General features: G+C 59.8%; 25 protein-coding genes and 2 pseudogenes. 9 read left to right on the plus strand and 18 right to left on the minus strand.

Annotation, left to right across the window (positions count from 1 at the left end):
- Positions 1-47 precede the first annotated feature (47 nt).
- Both QO002_RS14765 and QO002_RS14770 read left to right on the plus strand, forming a co-directional pair.
- On the plus strand, positions 48-1,586 hold the full coding sequence (locus QO002_RS14765) for an AAA family ATPase (RefSeq protein WP_307230939.1): 1,539 nt from the start codon (positions 48-50) through the stop codon (positions 1,584-1,586).
- A gap of 94 nt (positions 1,587-1,680) precedes the next feature.
- A complete protein-coding gene (locus QO002_RS14770) occupies positions 1,681-1,881 on the plus strand; it encodes a hypothetical protein (protein ID WP_307230941.1) in 201 nt (66 codons plus the stop codon).
- 242 nt (positions 1,882-2,123) lie between these two features.
- Here the strand turns inward: QO002_RS14770 and QO002_RS14775 are convergent, their stop codons facing one another.
- Positions 2,124-2,915 carry an aldolase gene (locus QO002_RS14775; RefSeq protein WP_307230944.1) on the minus strand — a complete coding sequence of 264 codons (792 nt, stop codon included), beginning with the start codon at positions 2,913-2,915 and terminating at the stop codon, positions 2,124-2,126.
- A 16-nt stretch (positions 2,916-2,931) separates the two neighbouring features.
- On the minus strand, positions 2,932-3,633 hold the full coding sequence (locus tag QO002_RS14780) for a haloacid dehalogenase type II (RefSeq protein WP_307230946.1): 702 nt from the start codon (positions 3,631-3,633) through the stop codon (positions 2,932-2,934).
- Between the two features lie 87 nt (positions 3,634-3,720).
- On the opposite strand from QO002_RS14780, the gene QO002_RS14785 reads away from it, so the two are divergent.
- Positions 3,721-4,575, plus strand: coding sequence for a LysR family transcriptional regulator (locus tag QO002_RS14785; protein ID WP_307230949.1), 855 nt, complete (start codon positions 3,721-3,723; stop codon positions 4,573-4,575).
- A 39-nt stretch (positions 4,576-4,614) separates the two neighbouring features.
- On the opposite strand, the gene QO002_RS14790 is transcribed toward QO002_RS14785, so the two are convergent.
- A complete protein-coding gene (locus QO002_RS14790) occupies positions 4,615-5,508 on the minus strand; it encodes a LysR family transcriptional regulator (RefSeq protein WP_307233418.1) in 894 nt (297 codons plus the stop codon).
- A gap of 109 nt (positions 5,509-5,617) precedes the next feature.
- Here QO002_RS14790 and QO002_RS14795 point away from each other — a divergent pair, with 109 nt between their 5' ends.
- Positions 5,618-6,607, plus strand: coding sequence for a zinc-dependent alcohol dehydrogenase family protein (locus tag QO002_RS14795; RefSeq protein WP_307230951.1), 990 nt, complete (start codon positions 5,618-5,620; stop codon positions 6,605-6,607).
- A gap of 187 nt (positions 6,608-6,794) precedes the next feature.
- Positions 6,795-7,958, plus strand: a complete 1,164-nt coding sequence (locus QO002_RS14800; protein ID WP_307230953.1) for a trans-sulfuration enzyme family protein — start codon at positions 6,795-6,797, stop codon at positions 7,956-7,958.
- A gap of 154 nt (positions 7,959-8,112) precedes the next feature.
- Here QO002_RS14800 and QO002_RS14805 read toward each other — a convergent pair whose 3' ends face one another.
- Positions 8,113-9,012: a LysR family transcriptional regulator gene (locus QO002_RS14805; RefSeq protein ID WP_307230955.1), complete on the minus strand. Its 900-nt coding sequence runs from the start codon at positions 9,010-9,012 to the stop codon at positions 8,113-8,115.
- 98 nt (positions 9,013-9,110) lie between these two features.
- Here QO002_RS14805 and QO002_RS14810 point away from each other — a divergent pair, with 98 nt between their 5' ends.
- On the plus strand, positions 9,111-10,034 hold the full coding sequence (locus QO002_RS14810) for an SDR family NAD(P)-dependent oxidoreductase (protein WP_307230957.1): 924 nt from the start codon (positions 9,111-9,113) through the stop codon (positions 10,032-10,034).
- The gene (locus tag QO002_RS14815) at positions 10,031-10,861 is read left to right on the plus strand and encodes an NAD(P)-dependent oxidoreductase (protein ID WP_307230959.1); all 831 of its coding nucleotides are present in this window, start codon (positions 10,031-10,033) and stop codon (positions 10,859-10,861) included. The genes QO002_RS14810 and QO002_RS14815 overlap by 4 nt, the downstream gene beginning before the upstream one ends.
- Positions 10,862-11,075: 214 nt before the next feature.
- On the opposite strand, the gene QO002_RS14820 is transcribed toward QO002_RS14815, so the two are convergent.
- The 4 genes from QO002_RS14820 to QO002_RS14835 all read right to left on the minus strand — a co-directional run bounded on the left by QO002_RS14820 (position 11,076) and on the right by QO002_RS14835 (position 14,142).
- Positions 11,076-11,420, minus strand: a complete 345-nt coding sequence (locus QO002_RS14820; RefSeq protein WP_148187829.1) for a carboxymuconolactone decarboxylase family protein — start codon at positions 11,418-11,420, stop codon at positions 11,076-11,078.
- A gap of 172 nt (positions 11,421-11,592) precedes the next feature.
- A complete protein-coding gene (locus QO002_RS14825; RefSeq protein ID WP_307230963.1) occupies positions 11,593-12,615 on the minus strand; it encodes a quinone oxidoreductase family protein in 1,023 nt (340 codons plus the stop codon).
- Positions 12,608-13,693, minus strand: coding sequence for a Gfo/Idh/MocA family protein (locus QO002_RS14830; protein WP_307230965.1), 1,086 nt, complete (start codon positions 13,691-13,693; stop codon positions 12,608-12,610). Before QO002_RS14830 ends, QO002_RS14825 begins: the two co-directional genes overlap by 8 nt.
- Positions 13,690-14,142 carry a nuclear transport factor 2 family protein gene (locus QO002_RS14835; RefSeq protein WP_307230967.1) on the minus strand — a complete coding sequence of 151 codons (453 nt, stop codon included), beginning with the start codon at positions 14,140-14,142 and terminating at the stop codon, positions 13,690-13,692. Before QO002_RS14835 ends, QO002_RS14830 begins: the two co-directional genes overlap by 4 nt.
- Before the next feature lie 101 nt (positions 14,143-14,243).
- Between QO002_RS14835 and QO002_RS14840 the strand changes: the two genes are divergently transcribed.
- Positions 14,244-15,173, plus strand: coding sequence for an AraC family transcriptional regulator (locus QO002_RS14840; protein ID WP_307230969.1), 930 nt, complete (start codon positions 14,244-14,246; stop codon positions 15,171-15,173).
- Between the two features lie 204 nt (positions 15,174-15,377).
- Here the strand turns inward: QO002_RS14840 and QO002_RS14845 are convergent, their stop codons facing one another.
- The 8 genes and pseudogenes from QO002_RS14845 to QO002_RS14880 form a co-directional block, all read right to left on the minus strand.
- Positions 15,378-15,815, minus strand: a complete 438-nt coding sequence (locus QO002_RS14845) for a DsrE family protein (protein WP_307230971.1) — start codon at positions 15,813-15,815, stop codon at positions 15,378-15,380.
- 113 nt (positions 15,816-15,928) lie between these two features.
- Complete coding sequence (locus QO002_RS14850; RefSeq protein ID WP_307230973.1) at positions 15,929-16,894, minus strand: MBL fold metallo-hydrolase; 966 nt, start codon at positions 16,892-16,894, stop codon at positions 15,929-15,931.
- 90 nt (positions 16,895-16,984) lie between these two features.
- Positions 16,985-17,809: an alpha/beta fold hydrolase gene (locus QO002_RS14855; RefSeq protein ID WP_370878497.1), complete on the minus strand. Its 825-nt coding sequence runs from the start codon at positions 17,807-17,809 to the stop codon at positions 16,985-16,987.
- 249 nt (positions 17,810-18,058) lie between these two features.
- Positions 18,059-18,358 carry a tautomerase family protein gene (locus QO002_RS14860; protein ID WP_112977044.1) on the minus strand — a complete coding sequence of 100 codons (300 nt, stop codon included), beginning with the start codon at positions 18,356-18,358 and terminating at the stop codon, positions 18,059-18,061.
- Positions 18,359-18,391: 33 nt separating this feature from the next.
- On the minus strand, positions 18,392-19,396 hold the full coding sequence (locus QO002_RS14865) for a zinc-dependent alcohol dehydrogenase family protein (protein WP_307230978.1): 1,005 nt from the start codon (positions 19,394-19,396) through the stop codon (positions 18,392-18,394).
- A gap of 133 nt (positions 19,397-19,529) precedes the next feature.
- Positions 19,530-21,740, minus strand: coding sequence for an ATP-binding protein (locus QO002_RS14870; RefSeq protein ID WP_307233568.1), 2,211 nt, complete (start codon positions 21,738-21,740; stop codon positions 19,530-19,532).
- A 339-nt stretch (positions 21,741-22,079) separates the two neighbouring features.
- Positions 22,080-22,397: pseudogene (locus QO002_RS14875) on the minus strand (winged helix-turn-helix domain-containing protein); the annotation flags it as partial.
- 216 nt (positions 22,398-22,613) lie between these two features.
- A complete protein-coding gene (locus tag QO002_RS14880) occupies positions 22,614-23,537 on the minus strand; it encodes an SDR family NAD(P)-dependent oxidoreductase (RefSeq protein WP_307233420.1) in 924 nt (307 codons plus the stop codon).
- Positions 23,538-23,715: 178 nt separating this feature from the next.
- Here QO002_RS14880 and QO002_RS14885 point away from each other — a divergent pair, with 178 nt between their 5' ends.
- Complete coding sequence (locus QO002_RS14885) at positions 23,716-24,909, plus strand: hypothetical protein (RefSeq protein WP_307230980.1); 1,194 nt, start codon at positions 23,716-23,718, stop codon at positions 24,907-24,909.
- Positions 24,910-25,193: 284 nt separating this feature from the next.
- Here the strand turns inward: QO002_RS14885 and QO002_RS14890 are convergent, their stop codons facing one another.
- The gene (locus QO002_RS14890) at positions 25,194-25,400 is read right to left on the minus strand and encodes a hypothetical protein (protein ID WP_307230982.1); all 207 of its coding nucleotides are present in this window, start codon (positions 25,398-25,400) and stop codon (positions 25,194-25,196) included.
- Positions 25,401-25,409: 9 nt separating this feature from the next.
- Positions 25,410-25,591: pseudogene (locus tag QO002_RS14895) on the minus strand (hypothetical protein).
- Positions 25,592-25,593: the final 2 nt, after the last annotated feature.

Raw genomic sequence — 25,593 nt, forward strand, 5'->3', positions numbered from 1 at the left:
GCCACGACTTCGCACCAATGCTTGACTAGGATTCAAATAGGTGTCCCGTGACAGATAAACTGCCACCACAAGATCGCCACTTCCAACGTCGGCAGCAGGCGGCAATCGCCGGATTGCACTTACCGACCGCCGAGGAGCTGCTCCTAGGGATGGCCTTCTTCCGCGAAGACTTGGCCGAAGACATCCGCGAATATTCCGAACGTCTGTCGGGTCTACTTAAAAAGCGGAAGCGGACTAGGCTTGCGCTCCTCGCCACCGGCCTGGATGAGCTAGCATTGCACCCCAGTAGCGACGCCGTGCTTGCGGTGGAGGCCGCTCTCGATCTCATCGATGATGCCCATGGATTGCCGTTCGATGAGTGCCGCCTGCGATGCAGATTCTACCGGGCGTTCTTCGGGGATGGCCAAGCTACGGCGTTGATCGCCGGGGAGATCGCCCATCTAGCTTCTGAGAAGCTCACTGCTGCGGAGAGTCTCCACCTACTGTGGCGTTCGCTCAGTTGGGCAGCACAATCCCGTGCACTCCACGCGCGGCAACGGGCGGGTGTCTCTATTCAGCGTTCCGCAGAGTGGTTTGAGATGGAAGTGCGGACCTACGAGGACCACTTCAAGAATGCGATCACGTCAACAATGTTCGATGGGTCTGAACCCAAGGATTCAAGTGATGCCGGCTTTTCAATCCCGACCTGGGAAGAAGAGCCCTTAGAGCACCGGACGCGACCGACTAACGGTGTCGTCGTTATCAACGGCGTCGGTAATGATACGACGGCCGAAGGGAAGCGAGTAGCCAAGGAATTCGAAAAGTTCAAACAGCGTGCGTTGCCTTTGCCCGGCATGCCTCAATTGAGCGAAGTTCGCGCGCGGCTGATCGCGGAATTTCCCTATGCAGTGACGGTTATTGACAATGTGCTGGAGGGCCTTGATGGCCGGGCCAATGTCTACCTGAGACCAATGATCCTGCTTGGTGCGCCCGGAAGCGGCAAGACTGAGTTTGCCAAACGATTGAGTAAGGAACTCGGCGCGCCCTTTGAAGTCATATCTTGTGGCGGCCTGAGCGATAGCGCCATCGGCGGGACCGCCCGGAGGTGGTCATCGGGCGAACCAAGCCTCGCGATCATGGCCGTGCGTCGCCACCGGTGCGCCGGACCGATTATAATTCTCGACGAGATCGATAAGATCGGCACCAGTCGCAACAATGGCAATGTGCACGACGTGTTGATCGGCCTGTACGAACCGGTGACATCGCGCTGCTGGCATGATCCCTACATTCAGGCCCCATGCGATCTGTCGCACGTGTCTTGGATGATGACCGCGAACTCGATTGAGCCGATCCCGGGAGCCTTGCGCGACAGGTGCCGAATCCTTCGCTTTCCCACCCCGGGAGCCGATCAATTGCCGACGCTCGCCCCGCGTATACTGGAGCGGTTGTACATCGATGCGGGTTACGATCCGCGCTGGGCCAAGCCACTCGAAGGATTCGAATTGGACGCCTTGGCGAAAGTCTGGACCGGTGGTTCGATCCGAAGGTTGGAACGGGTTGTCGAGGGATTGCGAAAGGCGCGCGAGCAAGCAAGGCGGCAACAATGAGCTTTCCCGATGCCGCTTCGCGTGCAGGTATCTCCTAGCCTGGGCCAACGGCCGTGCTTCACGTGTCTAACGACTGCTCGAAATGGAGCCCGGCATGCCACGAGGCGGTAAAGATAAAACCACCGAAACCGACGACGTCGGGCCGCTTGAAGAAGCGCCGGACGGCCACGAGACTTTTGGCCAGGCACTATCACGTGTGGGCTTCGAGCCGGCAAAGGTCGGGCGCAGGATTGTGTCCCAGGGGAGACGCAGGGAGACGCTCAAGAACCGTGCTTCCGAGGATGCGGACAAGTAGAGCTTTGGATTGGGGCATTCGCATCCTCCGGAGCCTCAAGGAGGCGAGATCATCCAAGTATCTGGGAGCGAACTCACCTCGGAATGATGGGTCGGCTTGATCGGAATGGGCACTTTAAAGGACGAGTGGTCGTCGATATTACCATCCGAAACGGCCGCAGCGCGAGCTACCGAATTGGCCGCGAGCCCCTGCCCTCTGGCCCACAATGGCCAAAGAGCTTTCAAATTCCGTTTCTTATCCGCTCAATCGCGGTATTCCGGAGCCTGCCGATCGAGTACCCGCCGGATGCTTTCCAGATGCAACCGGGCGCTTTCCGGGTCGCCTTCCCGCATCTGCCTTGCCGCTGCGGCCGCGACTTCCGGCAAAACCGGCACGAGCCTGCGGCCGGAACCCATCGCCTTCAACTGAACTTCGGCCGCACGTTCGAGATAGTAGAGATCGTCCCAGGCTTCGGCAATGTTGGGTGCACAGACCATGACGCCATGGTTCTTCATGAACAGGATATCCTTGTCCCCGAGGACGGAGGCGATCCTGTCGCCCTCGCTCTCGTCGAGCGCGAGACCGTTGTAGTTTTCATCCACCGCGACACGACCGTAGAACTTGAGCGCCGTCTGCCCTGCCCAGACCAGTGGCTCGCCTTCCACCATGCTAAGCGCTGTCGCATTCGGCATATGGGTATGAAAGGCAGCGCCCACCCGCGGCGACATCTTGTGCAGCCGCGCATGAATGTAGAAGGCGGTCGCCTCCGGCACGCCATCGCCTGCGACCACGTTGCCTTGGAAGTCGCAGATCAGCAGTGATGAAGCGGTAGCCTCCTGAAACGCCCAGCCGAGGCGGTTGACGATGAAGAGGTCGGGGTAGCCGGGCACAACGGCCGAGAAATGATTGCAGATTCCCTCTTCAAGGCCCAGGCGAGCAGCCATGCGAAGGCAGGCAGCAAGATCGACCCTTGCCTGCCATATCTCGTCGCTATCGAGCGGGAGATTGTGACGAGGAGTGTGGCTCGCCTTCTGGATATTCAGCTCATGCGCCATTCGTGTCTCCTTGGGTTTACATCCAGCCTGCCGCAGAAAGGATGGAGGGCACCTTGTCGAGCGTCGGGACGATTGCATTCGGCTTGTAGTCAGAGAGTGGTTTGCGGCCCGTGCCACGGTCAACCCAAACGGTGCGAAATCCAAGCTCACGCGCTGCGGCGAGATCCAGGTGGGGGCTGGCGCAGATGTGCACCAGATCTTTCATCTCAACACCGAGGCTTTTCCAGGCATGATGAAAAGTCTGGCTCGAGGGCTTGTAGGCACCAGCCTGCTCAGCCGTGATGACGCGGTCGATTGAACTGCCAAGCTGGGCGACATTTCCCGCGATGATGGCGTCGTCCGTATTCGAGATGATGGCGAGGCGGAAACCCGCAGCCTTCAGCTTTTCCAATGTTGCCACGACCTCCGGAAACGGCGGCATCTTGCCAATGGATGACGTCAGGATCTCGGCATCAGCGATGTCAAACGGAAGACCGAATTCGACCATCGCCCTTTCCAGAGCAAGGGCGCTCACTTCGGCAAAGGTTCGGTGAGGACGCTCCTCTTCCAGTGCATGTTCATGTCGGTCGTAGACTGCGATGAAGGTTTGCTGATCGATATCGCCGCCCTTCGCGGACAGTATCCTGTCCATCGCCGCTATCAGCCCTTCGTCCCACTGGATCAGGGTTCCATAGCAATCAAAGGTCAGCCATGTCGGTTTAGTGCCAGACAATGTCATGTCTCATCTCCTGTGTTTCCCACATCTTGACAACTATGCGGATCATTGGAAAATTAAATCTCATCATGTCATCAATCGAGAACGCAAATGAGCTTTGGCTTCGATCTGGAACTATTGAAAACCTTTGCCGCGGTCGTCGATTGCGGCGGCTTCACCAAGGCAGCCGAGCGGGTGCACCTGACGCAATCGACGGTGAGCCAGCAGATCAAGAAGCTTGAGCTCAACATCGGTTCTGTGCTGCTGCGTCGTGACAAATCGTCCGGAACCGTCGAGACGACTGAGGCCGGGGAATTGCTGCTGAGCTATGCCCGCAGGATACTCGCGACCGCCGCGGAAGCCGCCGAAGTCATGCGGAAACCTTTGGCGCCCCGAACCGTGCGCCTTGGAGTGCCGGAGGATTTTGCCGGGCGACGCCTGATTGATCTCTTGTCGGGATTTTCTGCGGCATCGCCCCATATCAGACTCGACACCGTCAGCGGCTGGAGCACAGAGCTTCGACGTCAATTGGACGCGGGCGAAATTGACCTCGCGCTGATCAAGCGCGAGCCGGGTAACGGGCAATGTCTCGCCAGTTGGAAGGAAAAACTGGTTTGGGTACAATGCGCCACGCGTTCCCTCGAGGCCGATCCCGTGCCGCTTGCGGTGTTCCCCTTGGGATGCATCTATCGGGATCGGGCCATCCGCGCGATCGAGCAAAGCGGTCGCCGTTGGAGGATCGCCTATACGAGCCAAGGCTTGATGGGTGTGCAGGCAGCGGTCGCTTCGGGCCTTGGGATCAGTCTGCTGCCATCCGATGCGGTGCTTTCCGAACATCGTCAACTAGGCCCCGAGGATGGCTTCGACGATCAGCCGGCGTCTGAAATGGCACTGGTGAAAGGTCGGGCAAGTTTGACCAAGGAGGCAAAATCGCTCGGAGGTTTTCTGGCGGATAATTTGGGGTAGTCGCTCTAAGAATCGAGCGCACATATCCGACGCACTGGTCTATCGAATAACGAGTGAGCTGAATTCGCCATATCGCCGCTGCATCGTTTGTGCTTGTTCACCAACAAACTGAGTAAGGGCTCGTAGCCGCGGTAGTCGTCGAAGATCCTGGTGATATCCCAACCAGGTGTCCCTTCCCGGAGGAGGATTCGGCACTTCAACCCGTTTCAAGACGTCCATCGAGTCACCCAACGGCCTAGGAAGAACCGCCATCCCTGCACCACTCGCGCATAACCTTGCCTGAACGTCCCGATTGTTGCTTCGCATAGATATCTTCGCATCCGGGAACCGGTCCTTGAGCCAGGCGACGTCGGGCATGCCACCAAAAGCCTCGTCCATGATGACCATACTGAATCCTTTTCCAGTGCCAGGCGAAGGGTCGTCCGATCCTTTGGCTACATACAGGCCATAGGGAATGTGAAGCAACTTGCGCGAGATGACTTCCGGCTCCGTGAAGGGCTTGATGCGGAAGACCAGATCCGCTTCGCGACGCGCAAGGTTCAGAAGCCTGGAATCCGTGAGAACCTCGACGATTACGTTGGTATGCACACGCCTGAAATCTGCAAGGATGGGGGCGAGAATATGAATGCCGAACCAGTCAGAGCACGAGATCCGCAAGGATCCGGACAACGTGTTCTCGGTGCCTGCAAGCTGGCGCTGTAGTGCCAGCGCCTCCTCCTCCATCCGTTCCGCGTGCCCCATCACGACGGTGCCCTCATCTGTCAGCACAAAACCGTCCGGTGTGCGCTGGAACAGCACGTGGCCGACTGCGGCCTCAAGGGTCTTTAGTCGTCTTCCCATTGTTGGCTGCGTCAGGCCCAACTTCCTCGCGGCCGCACCCAACGTTCCCTCCCTCGCGATCGCAAGAAAAAGACGGATGTCGCTCCATTCCATCATGACGCAAACCCCATTCAAAAATGCATGATCAGCATACAATCTATATGATTTTCATGCGCAAAATTCCATATCAAAGTGCTGACATCAACTGAAAGGGATCAATCCTATGACCACGATGAAAGCATTAGTTCTCGAAAATCACGGCACCGAATTCCGAGTCGCGCAGATCGCACGACCAACTGCGGCCGAAGGTCAGGTGCTCGTCCGCGTAAAGGCGAGCGGCGTGAATCCCCTGGACACGAAAATCCGGGCAGGAGCAGCCGCTCATGCCCGGCACCCGCTCCCCGCTATCCTTGGTATCGACCTGGCTGGGGTCGTCGAGGAAGTCGGCGCAGGCGTGACCGGATTTCGCCGCGGTGACGAGGTCTACGGCATGACAGGCGGAGTGGGCGGCGTTCAAGGTTCGCTGGCAGAATTTGCGGCCGTCGATGCACGGTTGCTGGCTATCAAGCCATCTCACCTTTCCATGCGTGAGGCGGCCGCTCTACCCCTCATCTTCATCACTGCGTGGGAAGGCCTTGTGGATCGCGTCGGCATCCGGTCTGGCCAGAAGGTACTCGTTCTCGGTGGCGGCGGCGGGGTCGGACACGTAGCAGTCCAGATTGCCAAATCGTTTGGCGCGGATGTCTATGCTGTCGATGGCGCGCGCAAGGCTGACTACATCAAGAGCCTCGATGCGACGCCGATCGATTACGCCACGGAGACCGTCGAGGATTATGTCGCCAAGTACACGCAGGGACGAGGTTTCGACGTCGTCTACGACACCATTGGCGGCGCTGGACTGGACACCGCGTTCAAGGCGGTCGCCCGCTTCGGGCACGTCGTGAGCTGCCTCGGCTGGGGCACGCACGCTCTCGCCCCGCTCTCATTCAAGGCCGCGACATACTCCGGAGTATTCACGCTGATACCGCTCCTCACTGGCGAAGGCCGCGAACATCACGGGGATATCATGAGGGAAGCGACGCGCCTTGCGGAAAATGGTCAGTTGATGCCGCGTCTCGATGGTCGGTCCTTCACCCTCGAGAATGTGATGGCGGCTCACGAGTTGATTGAAGGTGGCAAGGTTGACGGAAAGCTCGTCGTCGACATCGCGTAAAAGCCAGGGTCCCGCGTTCATGCGCGGGACCCGCTTCACTGAAGCCCGTCCTTTCCGCATGGCCAGACGCAAGGATTGCGGCGAGAAGAAACGACACACCATTTGTCCCCCTTGATCAGTTGGTCTGAAAATTTCGATCGACTAGCTCGCATCAGATCACGCACTCCTCGGTGAAAAGGAAGATACGATGAAGGACCTTACCCACTGTGTCGTTACACCAAGCGTAAAAACCGAGGGATTCGTACCGCTGGGGATCGGAGTGCACCGTGCGTCGACGATCGCCTTCCAGACGGCGGAGGACTACGCTGACCGAGGAAAACGGGGACCTGACGGCTACAGCTACGGTCTCTACGGGACGCCGACAACCAGAACACTCGAGGCAAAACTGACAGCTCTCGAGAAGGGCGCTAGAACTTTCCTTGTACCCTCTGGACAGGCGGCCAACACGATTGCGATGCTTCCATTTCTCAAGGCTGGCGACAAGGTCCTCATTGCAGATTCCGTGTACCCTCCGGTGCGCGATTTCGCCAACATGGAACTGGTCCGCTTCGGCATTGAGGTTGTCTACTACGATCCTGTCGACCCATCTGATCTCGAGGCCAAAATCAACGCCAGAACCAAGATCGTCTGGTGCGAATCTCCAGGTTCTACGACAATGGAAATCCAGGACCTTCCCACTATCACGGACATAGCTCATCGGCATGGAGCACTGGTTGGCTGCGACAACACCTGGGCGACACCGCTGAACTACAAGCCTCTGACGCTTGGAGCAGACATCGTCACAGAGGGCCTAACCAAATACATCTCGGGTCATTCCGACGTACTGCTGGGATCGTTGACGGTCCGTGATGAGAAGCTAACGGCTCCAATACGATCAGTGCTCGGGCGGATGGGTATCTCAGTGTCTCCGGACGACGCCTCGCTGGTACTGAGAGGATTCGAAACACTGGGCGTCCGCATGAATCATGCAAGTCAAGGCGCGCTTCAGTTGATCGAGAGAATGCAGGCAGCGGATATCGTGGAACGCGTAATCCATCCAGCGCTGCCGACCGATCCCGGATACTCCGTTTGGAAGAGGGACTTTCATGGGGCATCAGGTGTCTTTGGCGTCGTTTTCAAACAAGGCCTGTCCGATCGGGTCTCACCTGCTCTCAATGTGCTCAAGACATTTGCGATAGGAGCATCGTGGGGCGGGACACGCAGTCTCGTCGCACCAATGCCCGTCAAGGCGTACCGGACGGTGCGGAGATGGGATGCAGACGATCTCGTCTTGCGCATAAGCGTCGGCCTTGAAGATCATCAGGACCTTGTCGATGATATCGAAGCGCTTCTGGCAGAGATTTCCAGATAGCTCAGTTCCCCACCTGGCAACGTGACCCCCCTGCTCGCCCGGGCCGTCCGCATGCCCGCGATCTATTCCGGCGGGTCCGGATAGGGTTCGTCTTGGCAGACGGTCGATGGTGGAGATCCTGCATTCGAGAGTCCGATCATCGGGAAGAAGCGGGTCATCGTCGTTGGTTGCGATCGCGCAGGAACGAAACTAAGGCCCGCATGGAGGCACTGAGATGTCGGTGTCTTGGGTAATAGAGATGGAGGCCTGGATAAGGTGGCGTCCATTCTCCCAGCAGTTCGACCAAGGCGCCAGCTTCAAGAGCGGCGGAGGCCATCCACTTCGTCAAGTAAGCCAGGCCGTAACCGTGGACTGCCGCCGCCAGAATGAGCCTTGAATTGTCTAGGACTAGGCCGCCGTTCGTCTCGACGACGAGTGCCTCTCCCCGCCTTTCGAACTCCCAGCGGTACAGGCTGCCTCCCGGCATACGAAGCTGGATGCAACGATGGCCCCTCAACTCGGCCGGCGATCGCAATGGAGGACGGCCTGCAACATACGACGGTGCGGCGACGACGATATGCTGCTGCATCGGCCCGACCGGGATTGCCACCATGTCCTCCGAGATAATCTCGCTGGAACGGATGCCGCAATCGAACCCGTTTTCGGCGATGTCCACGAGTCGGCGCTCGCTGACGATTTCGACGCGCACGTCGGGAAACGCGGCCATGAATTCGAGCACCAATGGTGCCAGCACCTGCTCTGCAGCCGTTGCATCCGCGTTGATCCGCAACGTCCCGGAAGGCTTGGAAGTGAATTCACCCAGCTCGTCCGCGGCGTCGGCGATCTCAACGAGTGCCGGGCGAAGTCTGGCGAAGAAATGCTTGCCTGCGTCGGTGAGCGATACGTTGCGGGTGGAGCGATGGAAGAGCTGCACATTGAGGCGGCTCTCCAAGCTCGCGACACTGTGGCTGAGAGCCGAAGGACTGAGGCCGCTGCGTCGAGCGGCCGCCCGGAATCCACCGTACTCGGCAACCGCTGCGAAAGCCGCCAACTCCGCTGGCGACAGCGCGCCCACCGTTCGAATTCTCTCAGCATGCCGTTCTGTGTTGTCCATCTAATCAGCACAATGAAGAACTGCTACTTCAAACGCAACCCATTAGGAAAGGAACTACGATGTCCCAGCAAATCCCATTCGGCTTTACCTCGACCGCATCGGAGGTTCTCGCCGGTGTCGACCTGACCGGCAAGACCATGATCGTAACCGGCGGGGCCAGCGGCATCGGCATCGAAACGGTAAAGAGCCTGGCCGCCGCCGGTGCGTCCGTAACCATTGCTGCGAGGCGCGTTGACGCCTCGGAAGAAGTCGCAAAGGGCTTGAGGGCGGAGACCGGAAATTCGAAGATTGAAGTCCGCCCACTCGATGTCGCTGACTTGAATTCTGTACAGAAGTTCGCCGACGACTGGGACAAACCGATCCACGCCCTTGTCAACAATGCTGGCATCATGATGGTGCCGGAGCTGGAACGAACCGCAGAAGGCTGCGAGCTGCAGTTCGGAACGAACTTCCTCGGCCACTTCGCGTTGACGATGGGGCTGCGTCGCCAGCTTGCCGCCGCCAATGGAGCACGCGTGGTATCCGTCAGTTCGACAGGCAGCCTCTTCGGCCCGGTCATTTGGGACGATCCCCATTTTCATTTCACCCAGTACAACCCGCTTCTGGGTTATGCCCAGTCGAAGACTGCCTGCATACTGCTGTCGGTTGGCATCAAGGAGCGCTGGGCATCTGACGGCATCGTCTCGAATGCCCTCAATCCCGGGGCCATCGCGACAAACCTCCAGCGACACACGGGCGGACTCAAGACGCCCGAGCATCTTCGCAAGAACCCTCAGCAAGGCGCCGCGACATCCGTCCTGCTAGCCGCCTCGCCGCTTGTCGAGGGCGTCAACGGTCGATATTTCGACAACTGCCAGGAAGCGCCGCTGATCGCGCGCCGACCGGAGGGAAGGCTCGAAGGTGTTGCGCCTTACGCGCTCGACAGCGCCAATGCGGACCGGCTTTGGGAGATGGCATTGCGGATCATGGGAGAGCCAAAATGAGCGACCCCCTTCGCGTAGGATTCATCGGCCTCGGCGACCAGGGTGCGCCGATGGCTGCTGCGATCGCTGCCAAGTTCGATTTACACGTCTGGGCGAGACGTGCAGTCTCGTTCGAGGCTCTTGGCAACGCTCGGCACGTAAGAGAGAAAGACCCTGTCGAACTTGCTGCAAACGTCGACCTGCTATGCCTCTGCCTGCGTGGCGATAGCGATTTGCATGACCTCTTAACTGACCGTTCGTTGCTCCAGGCGTTGGGCAAAGGGGCGACCATCGTGAACCATGCAACCGGCGATCCCGCTGAAACCGAGACCTTTGAACGTATCACTGAGGAGCTCGGCGTGCACTTTCTCGATGCGCCCGTCAGTGGTGGGCGACCTGGTGCGGAAGCGCGGTCGCTAACCTGCTTTGTCGGAGGGCGCGCTGAGGCACTTGACGCAAGCCGACCTGTTATCGAGTGCCATAGCACTCATATCTTCTCAATGGGTCCGGTCGGTTCAGGCCAAATGGCGAAGCTCTGTAACAACGCTCTTACAGTTTCGAACCTGCGTAACATCGTCGAGGTGTTCGCGATGGCGGAGAAGCTGGGCGTCTCCTTGGAGGGCCTCCGCGACGCGTTCGAGCACAGCAGCGGCGGAAGCTTCATCCTGCAGGCTCTGGGTACCAAGGTGACGGCGGGCAACGCAGCACATATAGCCGAGTTGAACCGGACGGACGTCGACGAATTCGCAGCAGCGATGCGCCGGAAAGGCGTGGATCCGACGGCGGTCCTGGAATGGGCGATCAAAGGCCCCGACGGATTGGAGGCGCTGGTCCAGCGTCTGCAGTAAGAGATCGTGGCCGGAGAGCGGGACATCCGTCCGTTTCGCCTGAGAGCCCATCGCGTTCCGATGTCATGATTCGCCGGACCGGCCGCGCAACTCACATCGACGCAGATCATCATCGTGCCCGGAGGCCGCAAGGCGGCCTCCGGGCGTGCCTGAGCTTGGACGGTGTCCCTAATCCAACTGCATTTCCTGGCGACCCTAGATGTTCCGCCAGCGATCATGAAGTCTTTGACTTGACAGCATCCATCACCCGCGTGGAATAAACGAGCCCTGCGCCAGCGTTGACACCAATCGCCGTCCCGAGCGCTTCGGCGATCTCTTCACGCGTGGCGCCCGCCTTGAGCGCGGCCTCGGTGTGCACAACGATGCAGCCATCGCAGCGCAACGAGACCGCAGCCGCCAGAGCGATCAGTTCGTTGACCTTGGTACCCAGCAGATTGGTTTTGCGCGCCGCGCCGCCGATCGCCTGATAACCCCTGATCACATCCGGACTCAGTGCGGCTAGTTCGGCTACTCCTGCAAGCACCTGCTGGTGATAAGAATTCCAATCGATCATAGACATCACATATCCTCACGATTTTAGGACCTTAGACTCGGTAGTAAAATGCAGCGGGTGAAGGGAGGCCCCGCGTACTCAAGCAACCGAAGGGCATTACCCCAGCTCCCTCTCGGTCGATCGTCAGAAGCCTCTGGTATCGACTTGGTGCAGAGCCGACCTTCTCCGAACGAGGGAATCAAATTTTCAACACCACTCGCCCCAAGGTTTCTCCGGCCTCCAGTGCCCTCTGGGCTTCGCCCACCCCCTCGAATGAGACAACCCGGTCGATATGGGCACGAAGCGTGCCCTGGTCGGCCCTTTCGGATATCTCGTTGAGAACGCGGACTTGTCTCAGTCTACGCTGATGGTCGCGGGCGACCTGCGGCAGGCCGATATTGACGAACGAGATGTCCAGGTTTCGCCATTCCGCGAACCCGTTTCCGCCGCTCGGCCAATTGGAGACCACGGTGTTCACCAGGCGGCCATATGGCGCGACGTGGCCGAAGCTTCGCGCGAAGTTGTCATGTCCGACAAAGTCGAACACGACATCGGCGCCGTCCTTGCCACTCCAGGACTTCAGTGCCGAGCCGACGTCTTCCGTCCGATAAAGGATTGCCAGGTCGGCACCCAGCTTCAGCGCGAGGGCGGCTTTTGCCTCACTTGAAACAGTAGTAGCCGTCCGCGCCCCGATGGCCGAAAGGTACTGTATGGCGATGTGGCCAAGGCCGCCCGCTCCACCGTGCACCAGCACGTGATCGCCCGGATTGACCCTCCCCTTGTCGAAGACGGCTTCCCACGCGGTCAGGCCGACCACAGGGAGCGCGGCAGCCTGGACGAAATCGAGGTTCTTCGGCTTTCGCGAAACGTACCCACCATGGATCACCTTGTACTCCGCGTAGCTGCCCGGGTTGCCGGGATAGCCGCCGTCGATGTACCAGACTTCGTCCCCGATCGCGACATTCTCGACAGCGTCGCCGATATCCTCAACAACGCCAACGCCGTCGATGCCTAGGATTGTCGGCGATCCCGCGTCTGCATCGGGATCCGGCCTCTGTCCACTCTTTCGATTCTGCCAATCGGCCGGATTAATCCCGGCTGCGGCCACCTTGATGAGAACTTCCTGTGGTCTCTCGATTCTCGGCTTGGGTATGTCCCGCACCTGCAGGACTTCAGGTCCGCCTGGGGTATCCAGGACCAACGCACGCATCTTCTCAGACATCGCGCCACCTCCCTCCGCTCTGTTCGACCGCGTTTATCAGACGATGCAGCTTCACCGCGCTGTCGAACGTCGGTGCTTCGCGCGCGCCGGACAGTTTGTCGGAGGCAAAGAGTTCGTAGAGCTTCTTGACGTTGCCGATCAGGACATTCTCATCCGGCCCGAAGTCGCCTGGGACGGGTATTGGATGAAGGTTCTCGCCCGCTTGCGCACCAGAAAGGATGAACCCGCCAACGCCCACGTAGCCGACGGGGCTGGTCAGGAGCAAGTCTCCCTTGCTTCCGTTGATCTCCATATGGAAATTCGTCGCGCGCGACAGGCCGCCGCGGAAATGGCTTGTCACAAGGGCGCCCGATCCAAGCCTGCCGTTAAAGGCGACCTGGTCTGCGACAGTAAGCGGAACAACCTCGCGGCTCTCCACCATTCTGATCGTGGGCCGCCGGGTTGCGAGCGTCCCTGAAACGCTGAGGAACTCAGAGCCCAGCGCGAACCCGAGGGCGTCCATTGTGTGCCCGAACGGCACGTGCAGCATGCTCGCCCCATTGGATGGGTTCAGGGTGTACCGGAAGGCGTCCTCGAGTTCTTCCCCCCATGTGATTCCGGAACCGATAACCGAGGCCGACAGGACCTCGCCAACATACCCCTCGCCGATGAGCTTCCGGATGTGCCTGATGGCCGGATTGGCTCTGGTCTGGAGACCGATCATCGTTGAGACACCCTTGGCGCCGGCAAGCTCGCTCATGGCTTCCGCATCCCGGAGGTTCATGCCGAGAGGCCATTCGGAGAACACCGATTTTCCGGCCTCCAGGGCGGCGGTCACGAGCTGGAGGTGCTCCGGGACCCTAACTGTAACGACGACGAGGTCCACGTCGGGATGGTTCACGAGCTCCTCGGTTGATGAGACAGCGTGGTCGAACCCGAACTTCTGGGCCGCTGTCTGTGCGGCTTCAATCCGGCTGTGGCTTAGCACCGAAAGCCGGAACTGCGGCAGTTCCTGAAGAGCGGGGACATGGGCGGTAGATGCCCAGCCACGGTCGGGGTGTACCCCGATGATGCCAACTCTGATTGGTGCTTGGGTCATTGAACGCGCTCCTTGGGCTTGATTTCGAGAATGGTGCGATGGAGGGCGAGCTTCGCAATGCGCCACTGTCCATCCGCCAGCTCCCACGTTTCGTGGTAGTGTCCGTAGCCGTGCATGCTGTCCGGACGCGTTTCGTCGTCCGCCGGGAAGACTAGGTAATCCTCCATGGACCAGATCGCCGTGACCTGGTGGGCGGACATTCGTTCCAGCTCGGCGTTGTGGACCTGGTGGATCGTACGGGCGCCCTCAAGGTAGCGGGCGGTCACCGCGACGAAATCGGCGACAGAATTGAACGCGCCGACTATGTTTCCTTCAGGATCCATGAAACGCACTTCTGGTTCGGCCGAGAACAGCTTCCCGAACTCATCCCAGCGCTTGGTATCGATGTATCGGCAGTACCGGGCCTTCTGGAACCCGATCGCTTCGAATGCTTCTATGTCGCTCTGCATTTGAAATCTCCGTTAGGGTGCCTACATAAGTCGCCCGCTCCGGACGTTTGAGTTCTGCTTGTCTCGAATTGTTGTCGGATCGTCCAACTCCGCGAGGCGACATGGACGCGCTTTCAAAAATCTTCACGGCCCCCCGCATTAGAGACGCGAAGTTCACCCGCCTGGAGGCCAGCGCACCCTGGGGAATAGTCTCTCCCGGCGAGCAAGTGGTGAAGTTCGTGCATGTCGTAAGCGGCTCAGCCGTATTGACCACGCCCGGCCAGGCCGCGCCCACACGGTTGGAAGCCGGTGACGTCTTCATCCTGCTGGCCGATGCTGCGTATAGGATTTTCGACGACGAACGTTCCGTGCTCATCGACTGCGTCGACGTCGAGCGCGCTCGCGTGGGCAACGGTATCAAGTTCGGCGGCGGCGGAGCCACGACGACATTCATCAGCGGATCCTTCGAGATGGAACCGCTCGGGCGCAACTACGTCTGCGATGTGCTTCCGCCGTTCCTGCATCTTACGAAAGGCGCTGGCCGGACGGAGGGCTTCGCGACCATCCTGAACATGCTTGCACTTGAGACCTCCGTTTCCGGTCTGGGCGCAGACGCAGCGGTGATCCGGCTGTTCGAGCTTCTGTTTATCCATGCGCTCAGAGCCTACGTTGGTGACGACAGGCACCAGAAGCGCGGTTGGTTGGCCGCCGCATCGGATAGCCGTCTGAAATCCGCTATGGAGGCAATCCATGAGGATCCCGGGAAGGACTGGACCATCGGTTCCCTTGCCAGAATGGCGGGCATGTCTCGGTCCGCTTTCGCGGCTCGTTTCAAAGATGTTCTCGGCCAGACTCCGCTGGAATACATGACCTCCTGGCGAGTCTACTGCGCTTCGACGCTTCTTCTTACATCCCAAGCGCCGATATCGGAGATCGCCCACAAGGCGGGATATTCATCCGATGCGGCATTCAACAAGGTTTTCAAGCGAGTGACCGGACAAACGCCAGGCATGTTCAAGCGAGTGAACGAACCTGCGAGCCGCGCTGAATAGCGACCGCAGCGGGGTCGCCGGGGCGGCTGGAGTTGCCGTGGATTCCGTTCCCTTTCCGCTTGCGCTGCTAGTCATGATCAGCGTCCTTCCATGGAGATCAACGCCCTCAGGACCTCTGGGACCATCGAGCGACACCTAGATGGCACTCGACGCGCGACACTCTTCTTGAGCATCCGGCTCTCCGCAGGACATGGAGCCGGATGGTCACTCGGTGATCTTGACGAATCCTTGCTGGACGAGCTGAATCGTACGCGCCATCGCGTCGAGATTGATCTTGATGCGGGGTAGAAGATCCGCGTTGCCCCATCCGTTCACCTTGGCAGTTGCTCCGCAAAGCTCGACCTTGACGCCGATGTCGATGAGGTCCGCGACCAGCTTTTTGTATGGGTTGCCAGTGGCAATGTTCCGCGACGCATTGTAGGCCTCATCGCCAAGCGTGGCGTGACCTGCGTTGGTGTGGAACACCACGATCACTTCAGAAGCCGCCTTCCAGTTCGCGATGTCCGTCGTGAGCAACTGAAGATGGAAGAGAGCCGCAGGCAAGTCACCCTCGAACACCAACCCTCCGATGCTGTGGACTGACTTCACTTCTCGCAGCTCGACGGGGATATCGATTACGAGCTCGCTTTTTTCATCCGTCATGTTCGTCTCCTTCGAGTTGTTACGAATGGATCCGGGACGCCAAAGCGGCGCCCCGGCGGCGCGCGTGGGAGCGGTGGGAGGAGCGCGCCGAAAGGTTTGTCAGATCGGCGCGCCTAGACGCCGGCGTAGACGAGCCTCGTGAAGAAGGCCGGATCAATCACGAACTGGCCCCACTTCCCGTCGAACGCGGCGGTGGGCTTTGCTTCAACCGTCTCGTCGAGGGAACGGCCCTGACGTTTGAGCTTGGCCACGTTCTCGCGTATGGCGACCAGCATGTCACGGAACTCACGCAACTCGGCGCGATTGCTGACCGGGTTTCCATGTCCGGGAATGATGATGGTCTTGTCGTTGGACGCGGCGAGGTTCAATTCAGCGGCAGCGATCATTCCGTCGATGCTTCCGCCTGTCGAGTGATCGATGAACGGATATATGCCGTTCCAGTACGTGTCGCCCGCATGCAGGACGTCCGCCTCGCCGAACATCACGTAGATGTCGCCATCCGTGTGGGCCGGGCCGTAATATTTCAGATCGAGTGTGTTACCGTTGAGCTTGAGCGTATGCTCCTTCGAGAACACATGCTGGGGGACGCCGCTCCGCGCCAGCGGTAGGAAATTGTAGTCCCAGTCCTCCACCCGTTGGACCTGCGAAAGGTGCTTGCGGGTGTTTTCATGGGCGATGATCTTCGCGCCGTCGGAGCCGATCCAGGGATTTCCATCCGCGTGGTCAAAATGCCAATGGGTGTTGATCAGGTGGGACACGGGATCCGGCGAGATGTCGGATAGCACCTTGGCCATCTGCTTCTGCGAGACACTGATTCCGGCGTCCACCATGACGAGGCCGTCCTTGCCGCCCAACACCGCGATGTTTCCACCCGAACCTTCAAGGATGGTGATGCCGTTCCTCAGCTTGTGGGTGGTGATGGCCGACTTCGCGGCACTGTCCTTTATGAGGCTCACCAGGCCCCGAGCCTCCGCATAGGCCTCGCGGGGGCTCAGCCATCCTCCCGTGGCGGCAAATCCCGCCGCACCGATGCAGCAGAGGCAAAATCCACGGCGCGAGAGCATGTGTTCGTTTTTCATGGCATACCTTTCCGCAGCCGGATCAGACGAGCCGACGGCTTTCGAACTGTAGTTGGAGAGGTCAGGCGGGCCCTGCGGCCCCGCCTTGCGTCAAGCCTTGATGAAGGCCAAGAGATCGGCGTTGATCACGTCGGCGTTCGTGGCGAACATCCCATGCGGGTAGCCATCGTAGACCTTCAGCGTCCCGTTCTTGAGAAGCTTCACCGACAGCTCCGCGGAGTCTGCGATGGGGACCACCTGGTCGTCGCTGCCGTGCATCACGAGCACGGGTACGTCGATGACCTTGAGATCTTCGGTGAAGTCGGTCTCCGAGAAGACCTTGATGCATTCGTAGTGTGCATTCGCGCCGCCCATCATTCCCTGCCGCCACCAGTTGCGGATGGTTCCTTCCGAAATGGTCGCCCCGGGGCGGTTGAAGCCGTAGAACGGCCCGCTTGCGATATCGAGGTAGAGCTGCGCGCGGTTGGCGGCCAGCGCCGCCCGGTAGCCGTCGAACACCTCGATCGGCAGCCCGCCAGGGTTTTTGTCGGACTTGACCATGACCGGGGGGATCGCGGCAATCAGAACCGCTTTTGCGACCCTGCCCTTGCCATGTTTGGCCACATACCTGGTGACTTCACCACCACCGGTCGAATGGCCGATGTGAACGGCGTCTCGAAGGTCGAGCGCCTCCGCCAGGGCCGCGACGTCGGCCGCGTACGTGTCCATGTCGTTGCCACCGGATGTCTGGCTCGAGCGGCCATGGCCCCTACGGTCATGCGCAATGACGCGGAACCCCTTGCTCAGGAAAAACAGCATCTGGTTGTCCCAGTCGTCGGCACTGAGAGGCCAGCCGTGGTGGAATACGATCGGCTGACCGGAACCCCAGTCCTTGTAGAAAATCTGCGCGCCGTCTTTCGTCGTGATGCTGCTCATGATCTCACTCCCGGTTTCGATGTTTGCATTGGATGGGTTCGAAGCCGCGCTTGCCGCGAGTGCCTTCAGTGGCAGGGCGGCGACTGCCGTGGCGGCGGTCCCTATCAGTACCTCCCGCCTTGTCGCGGCAGGCATCGGAAAACTTTCTCTGGATGTCATAGTCCTGTACCTTCTTTGGCCGGATGGCTTCGCAGGCGCGAAAGCTTTGCGTCGGCTTTCGATCTCGCCCCTGTCCAGGTTGCGATGGCGTCAGCCGAGGACGGGCGCGGCCTCGGACCACTCCTTGCGTGTCGTCGGATGGCCGTCGATGGTCTCGACGATGTCCTTCGATTTCGAAAGCGTGGTCATCAAGGACTTCGGACCCTCGAACGGTCGGCCACCGATGTGCCAGCCATCCGTGTGCAGTTCCTCAATCAAGACCCAGACGACCTCGCGGAAGGCTTCAGAGCCTTCGAACTTGACCATGACATCGGTCAGCGCCTTGGCCATGGCGTGTTTTTCCTCTGGCGTGAAAACGCCGTCGACGAGCTTCACGTTCACGAATGGCATTGTCTTCTCCTTGGTTCTGGTGACAGGATCCGCTTACTCGGCAACGTCGATGACGATCTTTCCGCTGGCGGTCCGATTTTCGACCTCGGCATAGGCTGCCGAGACAGTCTCGAAGCTGAACCGACGCGGGTCCAGAAGTGGTGTGATCTTTCCGGCTTCGACCAGCCGCTTCGCCTCCCGCAGGATTTCCCCGTGATGAAGGCGACCTTCGCCGGTCAGCATCGGCAGGAGCGTGAAGACACCCGAGTAGCTTGCAGCGCGGAAGGACAGCGGTCCGAGCGAATGGGTTCCCCACCCGAGGCAACTGACGACATGACCGAACCTTCTGACGGCGTTGAACGCCGCGTCTATCCCGGCCCCGCCGACAGTGTCATAGACCACGTCGAAGCCGCGTCCGCCCGTATGGTCCTTGACGTATTCCTCGACGGTGGTCCGATGGCGGTCGATTGCCGTCGCGCACAATTCTTCGATCTGCCTGTGCTTCGACGCCTTGTCCACGGCGAAGACCTGAGCTCCGAAGGCGCGTGCGATTTGGATTGCCACATGACCCACACCGCCAGCACCGATTACGAGCACCTTTTGCCGTGCCTGGATTTGAGCGCGATCGACCAGCCCTTCCCAGGCCGTGATGAACACCAGCGGCAGTGCGGCGGCCTCGCGCATGGTGAGGTTGGTTGGCTTGGGCGCCAGCAGATCGGCATCGACAGAGACGAGGGTCGCCAGTGAGCCCTGCAGGCCGCCAACGCCGCCGGTCAACCCGAAGACTTCATCCTGCGGTCTGAAGGACGTAACGCCCGGGCCGACTGCCTCGACGACTCCAGCCAGGTCCATTCCGAGAACTGCGGGCAACGGATGGCGGGCGTGCGGGGCCTGTCCACTCTTGATCTTGAGATCGAGCGGGTTGACGCTGCTCGCCTTGACGCGGACGAGAACCTTTCCCGCCGCGGGAGCCGGACACGTCATACGGGAACGGACAAAGTCAGAGTTCGTCTCGGTGAGGACGAGTGCATCCATGTCGGTAGGCGTGTTGTTCGTCATCGGTCTGCCCTTCATGCGCTGCCGTCTATCCGGCGATGGGCACAAGATGGCAGAGCACCACTGTCACGAGCCAGTGAATCGCGGTGAATTCTTGTGTGACGGTCAAGCGCGGCCGCTGACCGTCAACTCCGGATCAGGAAAGTTCGGCCAGAAACGCCTTCGCTGCGCGGAGATCTGCGGTATCGAGACCTTCACTGAAACGTCCATACACGGTGGCGAGAAGCTCGCGTGCTCCAGCTCGGTCGCCGCGCCCCGCGACCGATTGAGAAAGGCTCATCGCCGATCTCAATTCCAAGGAAAGTGCGTCCTGCTGCCGAGCCAGTTCCAGCGAATGGAGATAGCACTGCTCGGCTTCGTCGCCCTGTTCGCATTGAGCAAGGATCTCACCTTTCAAACGACAGAGCTCTGTGATGTACCATAGCTCGCCCTTGTCCTCGCTAGCGGCAATGGCTGCCTCCACCAGGGTCTTTGCTTCGGCATACTCGCCGAGCGAGGCGAGACCCTCGGCCAGGAAGCAGACAAATCTCACATTGTAGAGGTTGAAAAGCTTGACCTGCCGCAGTTCCGCCAGCCCGTTGCGGAGTAGCGGAACTCCCCTTTGCGGAAGGCCCCGCTGGATCAGCAGGGCCGCTTTCCAACAACGGCCGAATACCTCCCACGGACCGAGGCCGTTCAGTCTGGCCAGATCGAGCAGCTCCGTGACAGCGGATTCGGCCGCTTCAAGGTCCCCGACATGAACCAAGATTGGACATGACCATCGGGCCAACGCTTCGCACAGCGAAATGGCGTGGCCGGAGCTGCGCGCCGCCTCCACAGCGGCATCGGCTGCGCGCACGGCCTGGTCCGGGAAGCCCTGCATCCACAGGAGTTGAGCGGGCTGTATTCGCGCCGATACGGACTGACCAAATTTGAACCGGACAAACCCGCCAGGGGGAAGCTCGGTCGAGACGTCGTGCTCCAGCATGCGATCCGCGTGGTGACGCGCGCGCCGGAGATCTCCCATGCAGAAGAGCGTCATGCTCAGCATTCGGTCGCCGATGAACCTGTCGAGGCTGCTGCGAGCGAGGCTGACAAAGCGGTCTGCATTCTCCCGCGATGCCCGGTATTCGCCCATCCCCACCTGCGCGATCCACAATCCCCACAGGGCTTCCGCCTGCGCGTCGGCGTCGCCCAGCTCTTCGGCAATCTCCAGTGCCTTTGCGAACGCCGCGGGAGCCTGTGGCGCGAACCCGACCTTGAAGGCCTGCGAGAGACCGAGCGCTCTATAAAGCTGCATGACCTGACGGGCGCGCCCATCCCGCTTTTCCCCTGGGTCGATCGCGTTCAACGCGCGGTGAACGCACGTCAGGCACTCGTCGACCAGCGACAGTTGATACCAGAGCGGAATGGCTGAAACAGTTACCGCAACCCCCAGATCGGAGTCGCCGTTGTCGGAGAACGCCCAGTCGAGAACGTAGCGGACATCGTTGATCTGCGACCCGTACTTGAGCAGCCATTCCTGGCTTGAAAGGGTTTCCATCTCCTCCACCGAATGCCCGAGGGTCTCGCAAAGATATCTCGCCAGGCGCTGGACGACGAGGCTAGCCTCCCCTGCTTCGTGCAACTTGCTTGAAGCGAAGGCTCGCGTCGTATCCAGCAATCGGTATCGTGCCGCCTTGGCGCGCGTATCAGCAGTTAAGAGAGACTTTGCCACAAGTTGCGCAAGTTGCCCCGGCACATCGCGCTCGTTTGCTTGTGCATCGAAAGCAACAGCTTCCGCTGCCTCGCGCCCGAATTCACCAGCGAACACGGAAAGGCCCCGAAGTACTGCCTGCTCCTCGCGCGAAAGTGCACCGTAGCTCCAGTCGATCATGGCAGCCAGCGTCTGATGACGTGGAAGCGCGGTGCGCCTGCCACCCGTAAGAAGTCGTAGACGGTCGTTCAAAAGCTCCGCTATTCCTCGAGTGCCAAACGCCTCCACCCGACCGGCAGCCAGCTCGATTGCCAGGGCGATTCCGTCGAGCTGGCGGCATATGTGGGTGACGATCGGAGCTTCGTCGTCATCGAACGTGAACTCACCTCCGGACGAAGTTGCGCGGTCCACAAAAAGTCGGATGGCGGGAAACCTCAGCGCATCGACCGCTGTTAGGCCCGAGCCAAGCGGGGGCATATCGAGGGCGGGAAGCCTGTAGACGCTCTCCCCCTCCACCCGCAATGCCTCTCGGCTGGTAGCGAGAATCCCGATGCTCGGAGCTTCCCGGAGCAGTATCTCCGCCAGTCCTGCAGTGGCGTCGAGAACGAGCTCGCAACTATCGAACACGAGAAGCATCCGCTTGTCGCGCAGGTGCGCGGTCAGCAGGGACACGGTATCGCCCGTGATTTCCGGGAGCCGAAGTTGTGACGCCAGGACGGACGGAAGCGAGGAAGGATCCCGGAGCGGTGCCAGATCTAGGAAACACACGCCATGCTCATACGATGAAGATAGCTCTTCTGCAACGCGAATGCCGACCGTTGTCTTTCCGATGCCGCCAGGGCCGACAATGGACACAAGACGAGAGCGTTGAACCCTTCCTTCAAGGATCTCAATCGCCTCCTCCCGTCCGATCGGTCGAGTCAGAGACCTTGGAAGATTATTCAGCGCTGCATCCGCGGCAGCTCTGTTTGAAGGTTCCGAGCGGGAAATTGGCGCGATGAACCGATATCCCCGCGCCGGGACAGCGGCGATGTAGCGGGGCGTCGATTGGTCTTCGCTGAGCGCCCTTCGAAGCACAGCGATCTGCGCTCTGAGGTTCGATTCCTCGACTATTGTGTTCGGCCAGGCGCGCGCAATCAGTTCGTCTTTCGTCAGTAGTTCGCCAGGCCTTTCCGTCAGCGCGATGAGAATGTCGAGCGCCCGCGAGCCGATCGGTACCGGCTCCTCGTCTCTGACCAGGAGGTGACGTTCCGGATACAGCCGGAAATCGCCGAAGGATGTCGAAACATCCGCCGTCCCTGTTGCGTTTGGTGGTGCCTGCCCGTCCATCCTGATCGGCCCTGATAGCTAAGCGGTGTCAGATCACAGCCAGTAAAGCCGCGCATCATAATCGATCGTCTCGGGTCGGAGAACGACAACCACATAGATTCCTAACTTATGGAGCGTTGGCAACAACTAGCAGGCCGCCCATCTTCTCCTGAGGAGATCAGTCGTATCGTGACGTCAGCGGTCGCCGAAAGGCGTCAGGAGAGACACGATCACGCTTCAGTTTATTTCAATATCCAAACCTGTCATCATGGCGGTCCTTCGCCACAACCTTTCGGCCCTCGCCGGGTCAATCGCGTAAGGGCGCACCCCGAAGGGACTTTCGGTCTCGACAGATGCGATATCGCAGTTCTCGCAGTATACTCCTCCCAGAGAATTCAAAAGTGGGGAGGTTGCGCACCAGACCGTTGTAGCTGCCCCCTGCCCGGGTGTTTTCTTGTCCGCAGCCGGATCGATCACCGGAGACCCGTCTGGCTCGAGCGCGCCGACGGCGTCGAACTCGGCTCTGCTCAAGTGGCGAATACCGGGCGTGACGATCATTCCCGGATGAACGGAAAAGGCGCGAATCCCATTCGCCTGACCGCGCCTGTCAAGCGCCACCGCGAAAAGAGCGTTCGCGGTCTTGGATTGAGCGTAGGCGATCCATTTGTTATAGGGCCGCCGATCGAAATCAATATCCTCGAAGTCGACATCAGACATCTGGTGGGCTCGGGACGACATGACGATCACTCGCGATGTTCCGGCCGCAACCAATGCTGGCCACAGCAGCATCGTGAGCTGATAGTGTCCCAGGAAGTTGATTGAGAAATGGCCCTCATGGCCACGCGTATCTCGAAAAAGCGGCTGAGCCATTATGCCAGCATTGAGAACGAGAATGTCGATCCGACCGTGACCGTCGAGGAAAGCGTGCGCGAAAGCTTTGCCTGACGCCTCCTCCGCAAGATCAAGGGCACACACATCGACATTTTCGATTCCGCTCAACGCCGTGCGGGCGGCGACAGGGTCGAGAGCGGGAACATGTACACTTGCACCCGACGATGCGAGCGCGCGGACCGTCTCAAGCCCTAGTCCCGACGAACCGCCAGTCACTACTGCGATCCGACCTGTCAGGTCGACGTCGCGTGCTACCTCCATAGCCAACATGGCAGGACAGAGCCCGGTCAGCAGTGGTTCTTGAACTACTCGCACTTTTACCCCCAAGGTTTTATCGCCGCTTAGTTCGGCACTCGGGGATGATATATAATTCGCTGCCTACTGTCGCTGCAGCTCGCTCACGCGGGGTCAAGCGTAATCTTTGATGCGTTCCGCGGAGTCGACAAAGATGCGTGCCATCCACGGACTTTCGCATCTCGGATCCGAGGTCGACGCGTTCCTCCAGCGTATCTTGGTTGTGCCAACGGCGGGCGGACGAGGACAGCAGCACGGCAATCTCAATCTAGCGAAGGCCGTGGGAAAGAGTGTCGCGGAGATCATCTGCTCAGTCCTAGCTGGTGAGATGACTGTCGCAAATCTTGACCGTCGTCGGACGGGGATCGGTCGTTGGCGCTGTGAGGCCGTCGCCCATAAGAAGGCGTTTCGTCAGCGGGTGCCGTCATGTGGATGGGGGGACAGAATTGCCTCAGGGATGACCATTGCAATCTTCTTCGGGCGACTGCAAACATGCGCCCGGAGGACTTGTTCACTGCTCGCCTGCATGTTCAGCCTAGCTGCAGCCGCCGCCGCGCTCGCCGCGGACTACCCCACGACCGGCATGCTCTATAACCAGCAGGAAGATTCCTCGCTGACGTATAACTGCACGCTTCAGGGGAGTCAGCAACGCCTCCGGTGCGAGTTCATCCAGACAGCCGTTCGCAAGAAGGCGAAGGCAGCCGATCTGGAAAAGAAGCTCGATGAAGCCCGCAAGAACTATCCGAGTGCTGTGAAGGAATTCTCCGATCCCAAGGAATTTAATATGGTCGGCGCGTGGCTCGGCATGGCCACGGGTCAGATTTCCATCGATGCCGCCCTTGCCCGCAATCCTGGAATCGCGACGGATGCTGCGAAGTCCAAGGAAGGCATGATCCGTCTGCAAGAGGACGCGAAGACGAACCCCAGTGTGCTCGCCACGTTTCGCGCTCTCGCCGGCATGTGCGATCATCCGACCGAGGAGAACTTCCTGAAGATCACAAAGGCCGACCACGACAAGGATCTTCGGACCTGCCAGGTCAGTTCGAACCCGTTCGCGCAGGAATTCGTCTGGGTCTCCGACTTCGGCAATGGCGGCGCGTGGGTGGTGTCATCGCAGCCCGAGGGTCCATGTGGCGTCGTCCAGCTTTCGCGGTTCGAGAAGGACCAGTCCGACACCTCCAATCTGTTCTGGCGGTACATTGCCAGGAAAGCAGCCACCAATCCGTCGGGCACTGTGTTGCCGGGATTGACCTGCTCAGCAGTCGATCAGGCCGAATGCGCCTACGACTGGAAGAAGACCAGATCTGACCATCTGCAGTGCGAGTTCGTGGAGTTCAGTCCTATCTGATCCGCAACCCTGGCGTACTGAGCAGAAGGTGAAGAGCTCCCGCTGTGCGCGCCATCCTCGAGCAGCGGTTGCTGTTCCTGAACGAGTTTTGCCAACAAAAAAGGCCGGGGCGAAATCGCACCGACCTTCCTGATCATCGTCCTAATCACCAGTGTCAGTACATCCGTGGTCAATAGCTATGGACGATGCGGCATCGCGAGCGGCGAAATCATCTCAGCGATCATCAGCCATGCCGATGGAGCGGTTCTATCTGACGAATGCGTTCGCACCATGTCGGCAGAAGCCTATGCGCCAGGCCAGTCGTTCGCTGGCTCTTCGATGGCGGCGGAATCATCCACCGGATCGGGATCCTCCTCGTAGGCCACCTTCATCTCCTCAAGCTCCCGCGTCATGATTTTGATCACATCGGGGGCCTTTCCTCCCTTCACAACGAAGCGATCGACCAGTTGTTCGAGCAGAAGCCGAATTTCACCGGAGACATCCTCTGACACGGTTTCCCCTCAGTGCTTCGGATGGTGATCGCCCCGGTCGCTTCGCCGGGCTTCGCATCATGGTTGGCCTTTCGGCCCTTGTCGGCTGACAGGGAGCGGCCAACGTCAACGCTCTCCTTGAACTGCCCCTTTTCATCCCGACGGACATAGCGCTTGTCGGTACCGGTATCGATAAGCTCTCGCTTGGACATGT

Source organism: Pararhizobium capsulatum DSM 1112 (assembly GCF_030814475.1).
GTDB lineage: Bacteria > Pseudomonadota > Alphaproteobacteria > Rhizobiales > Rhizobiaceae > Pararhizobium > Pararhizobium capsulatum.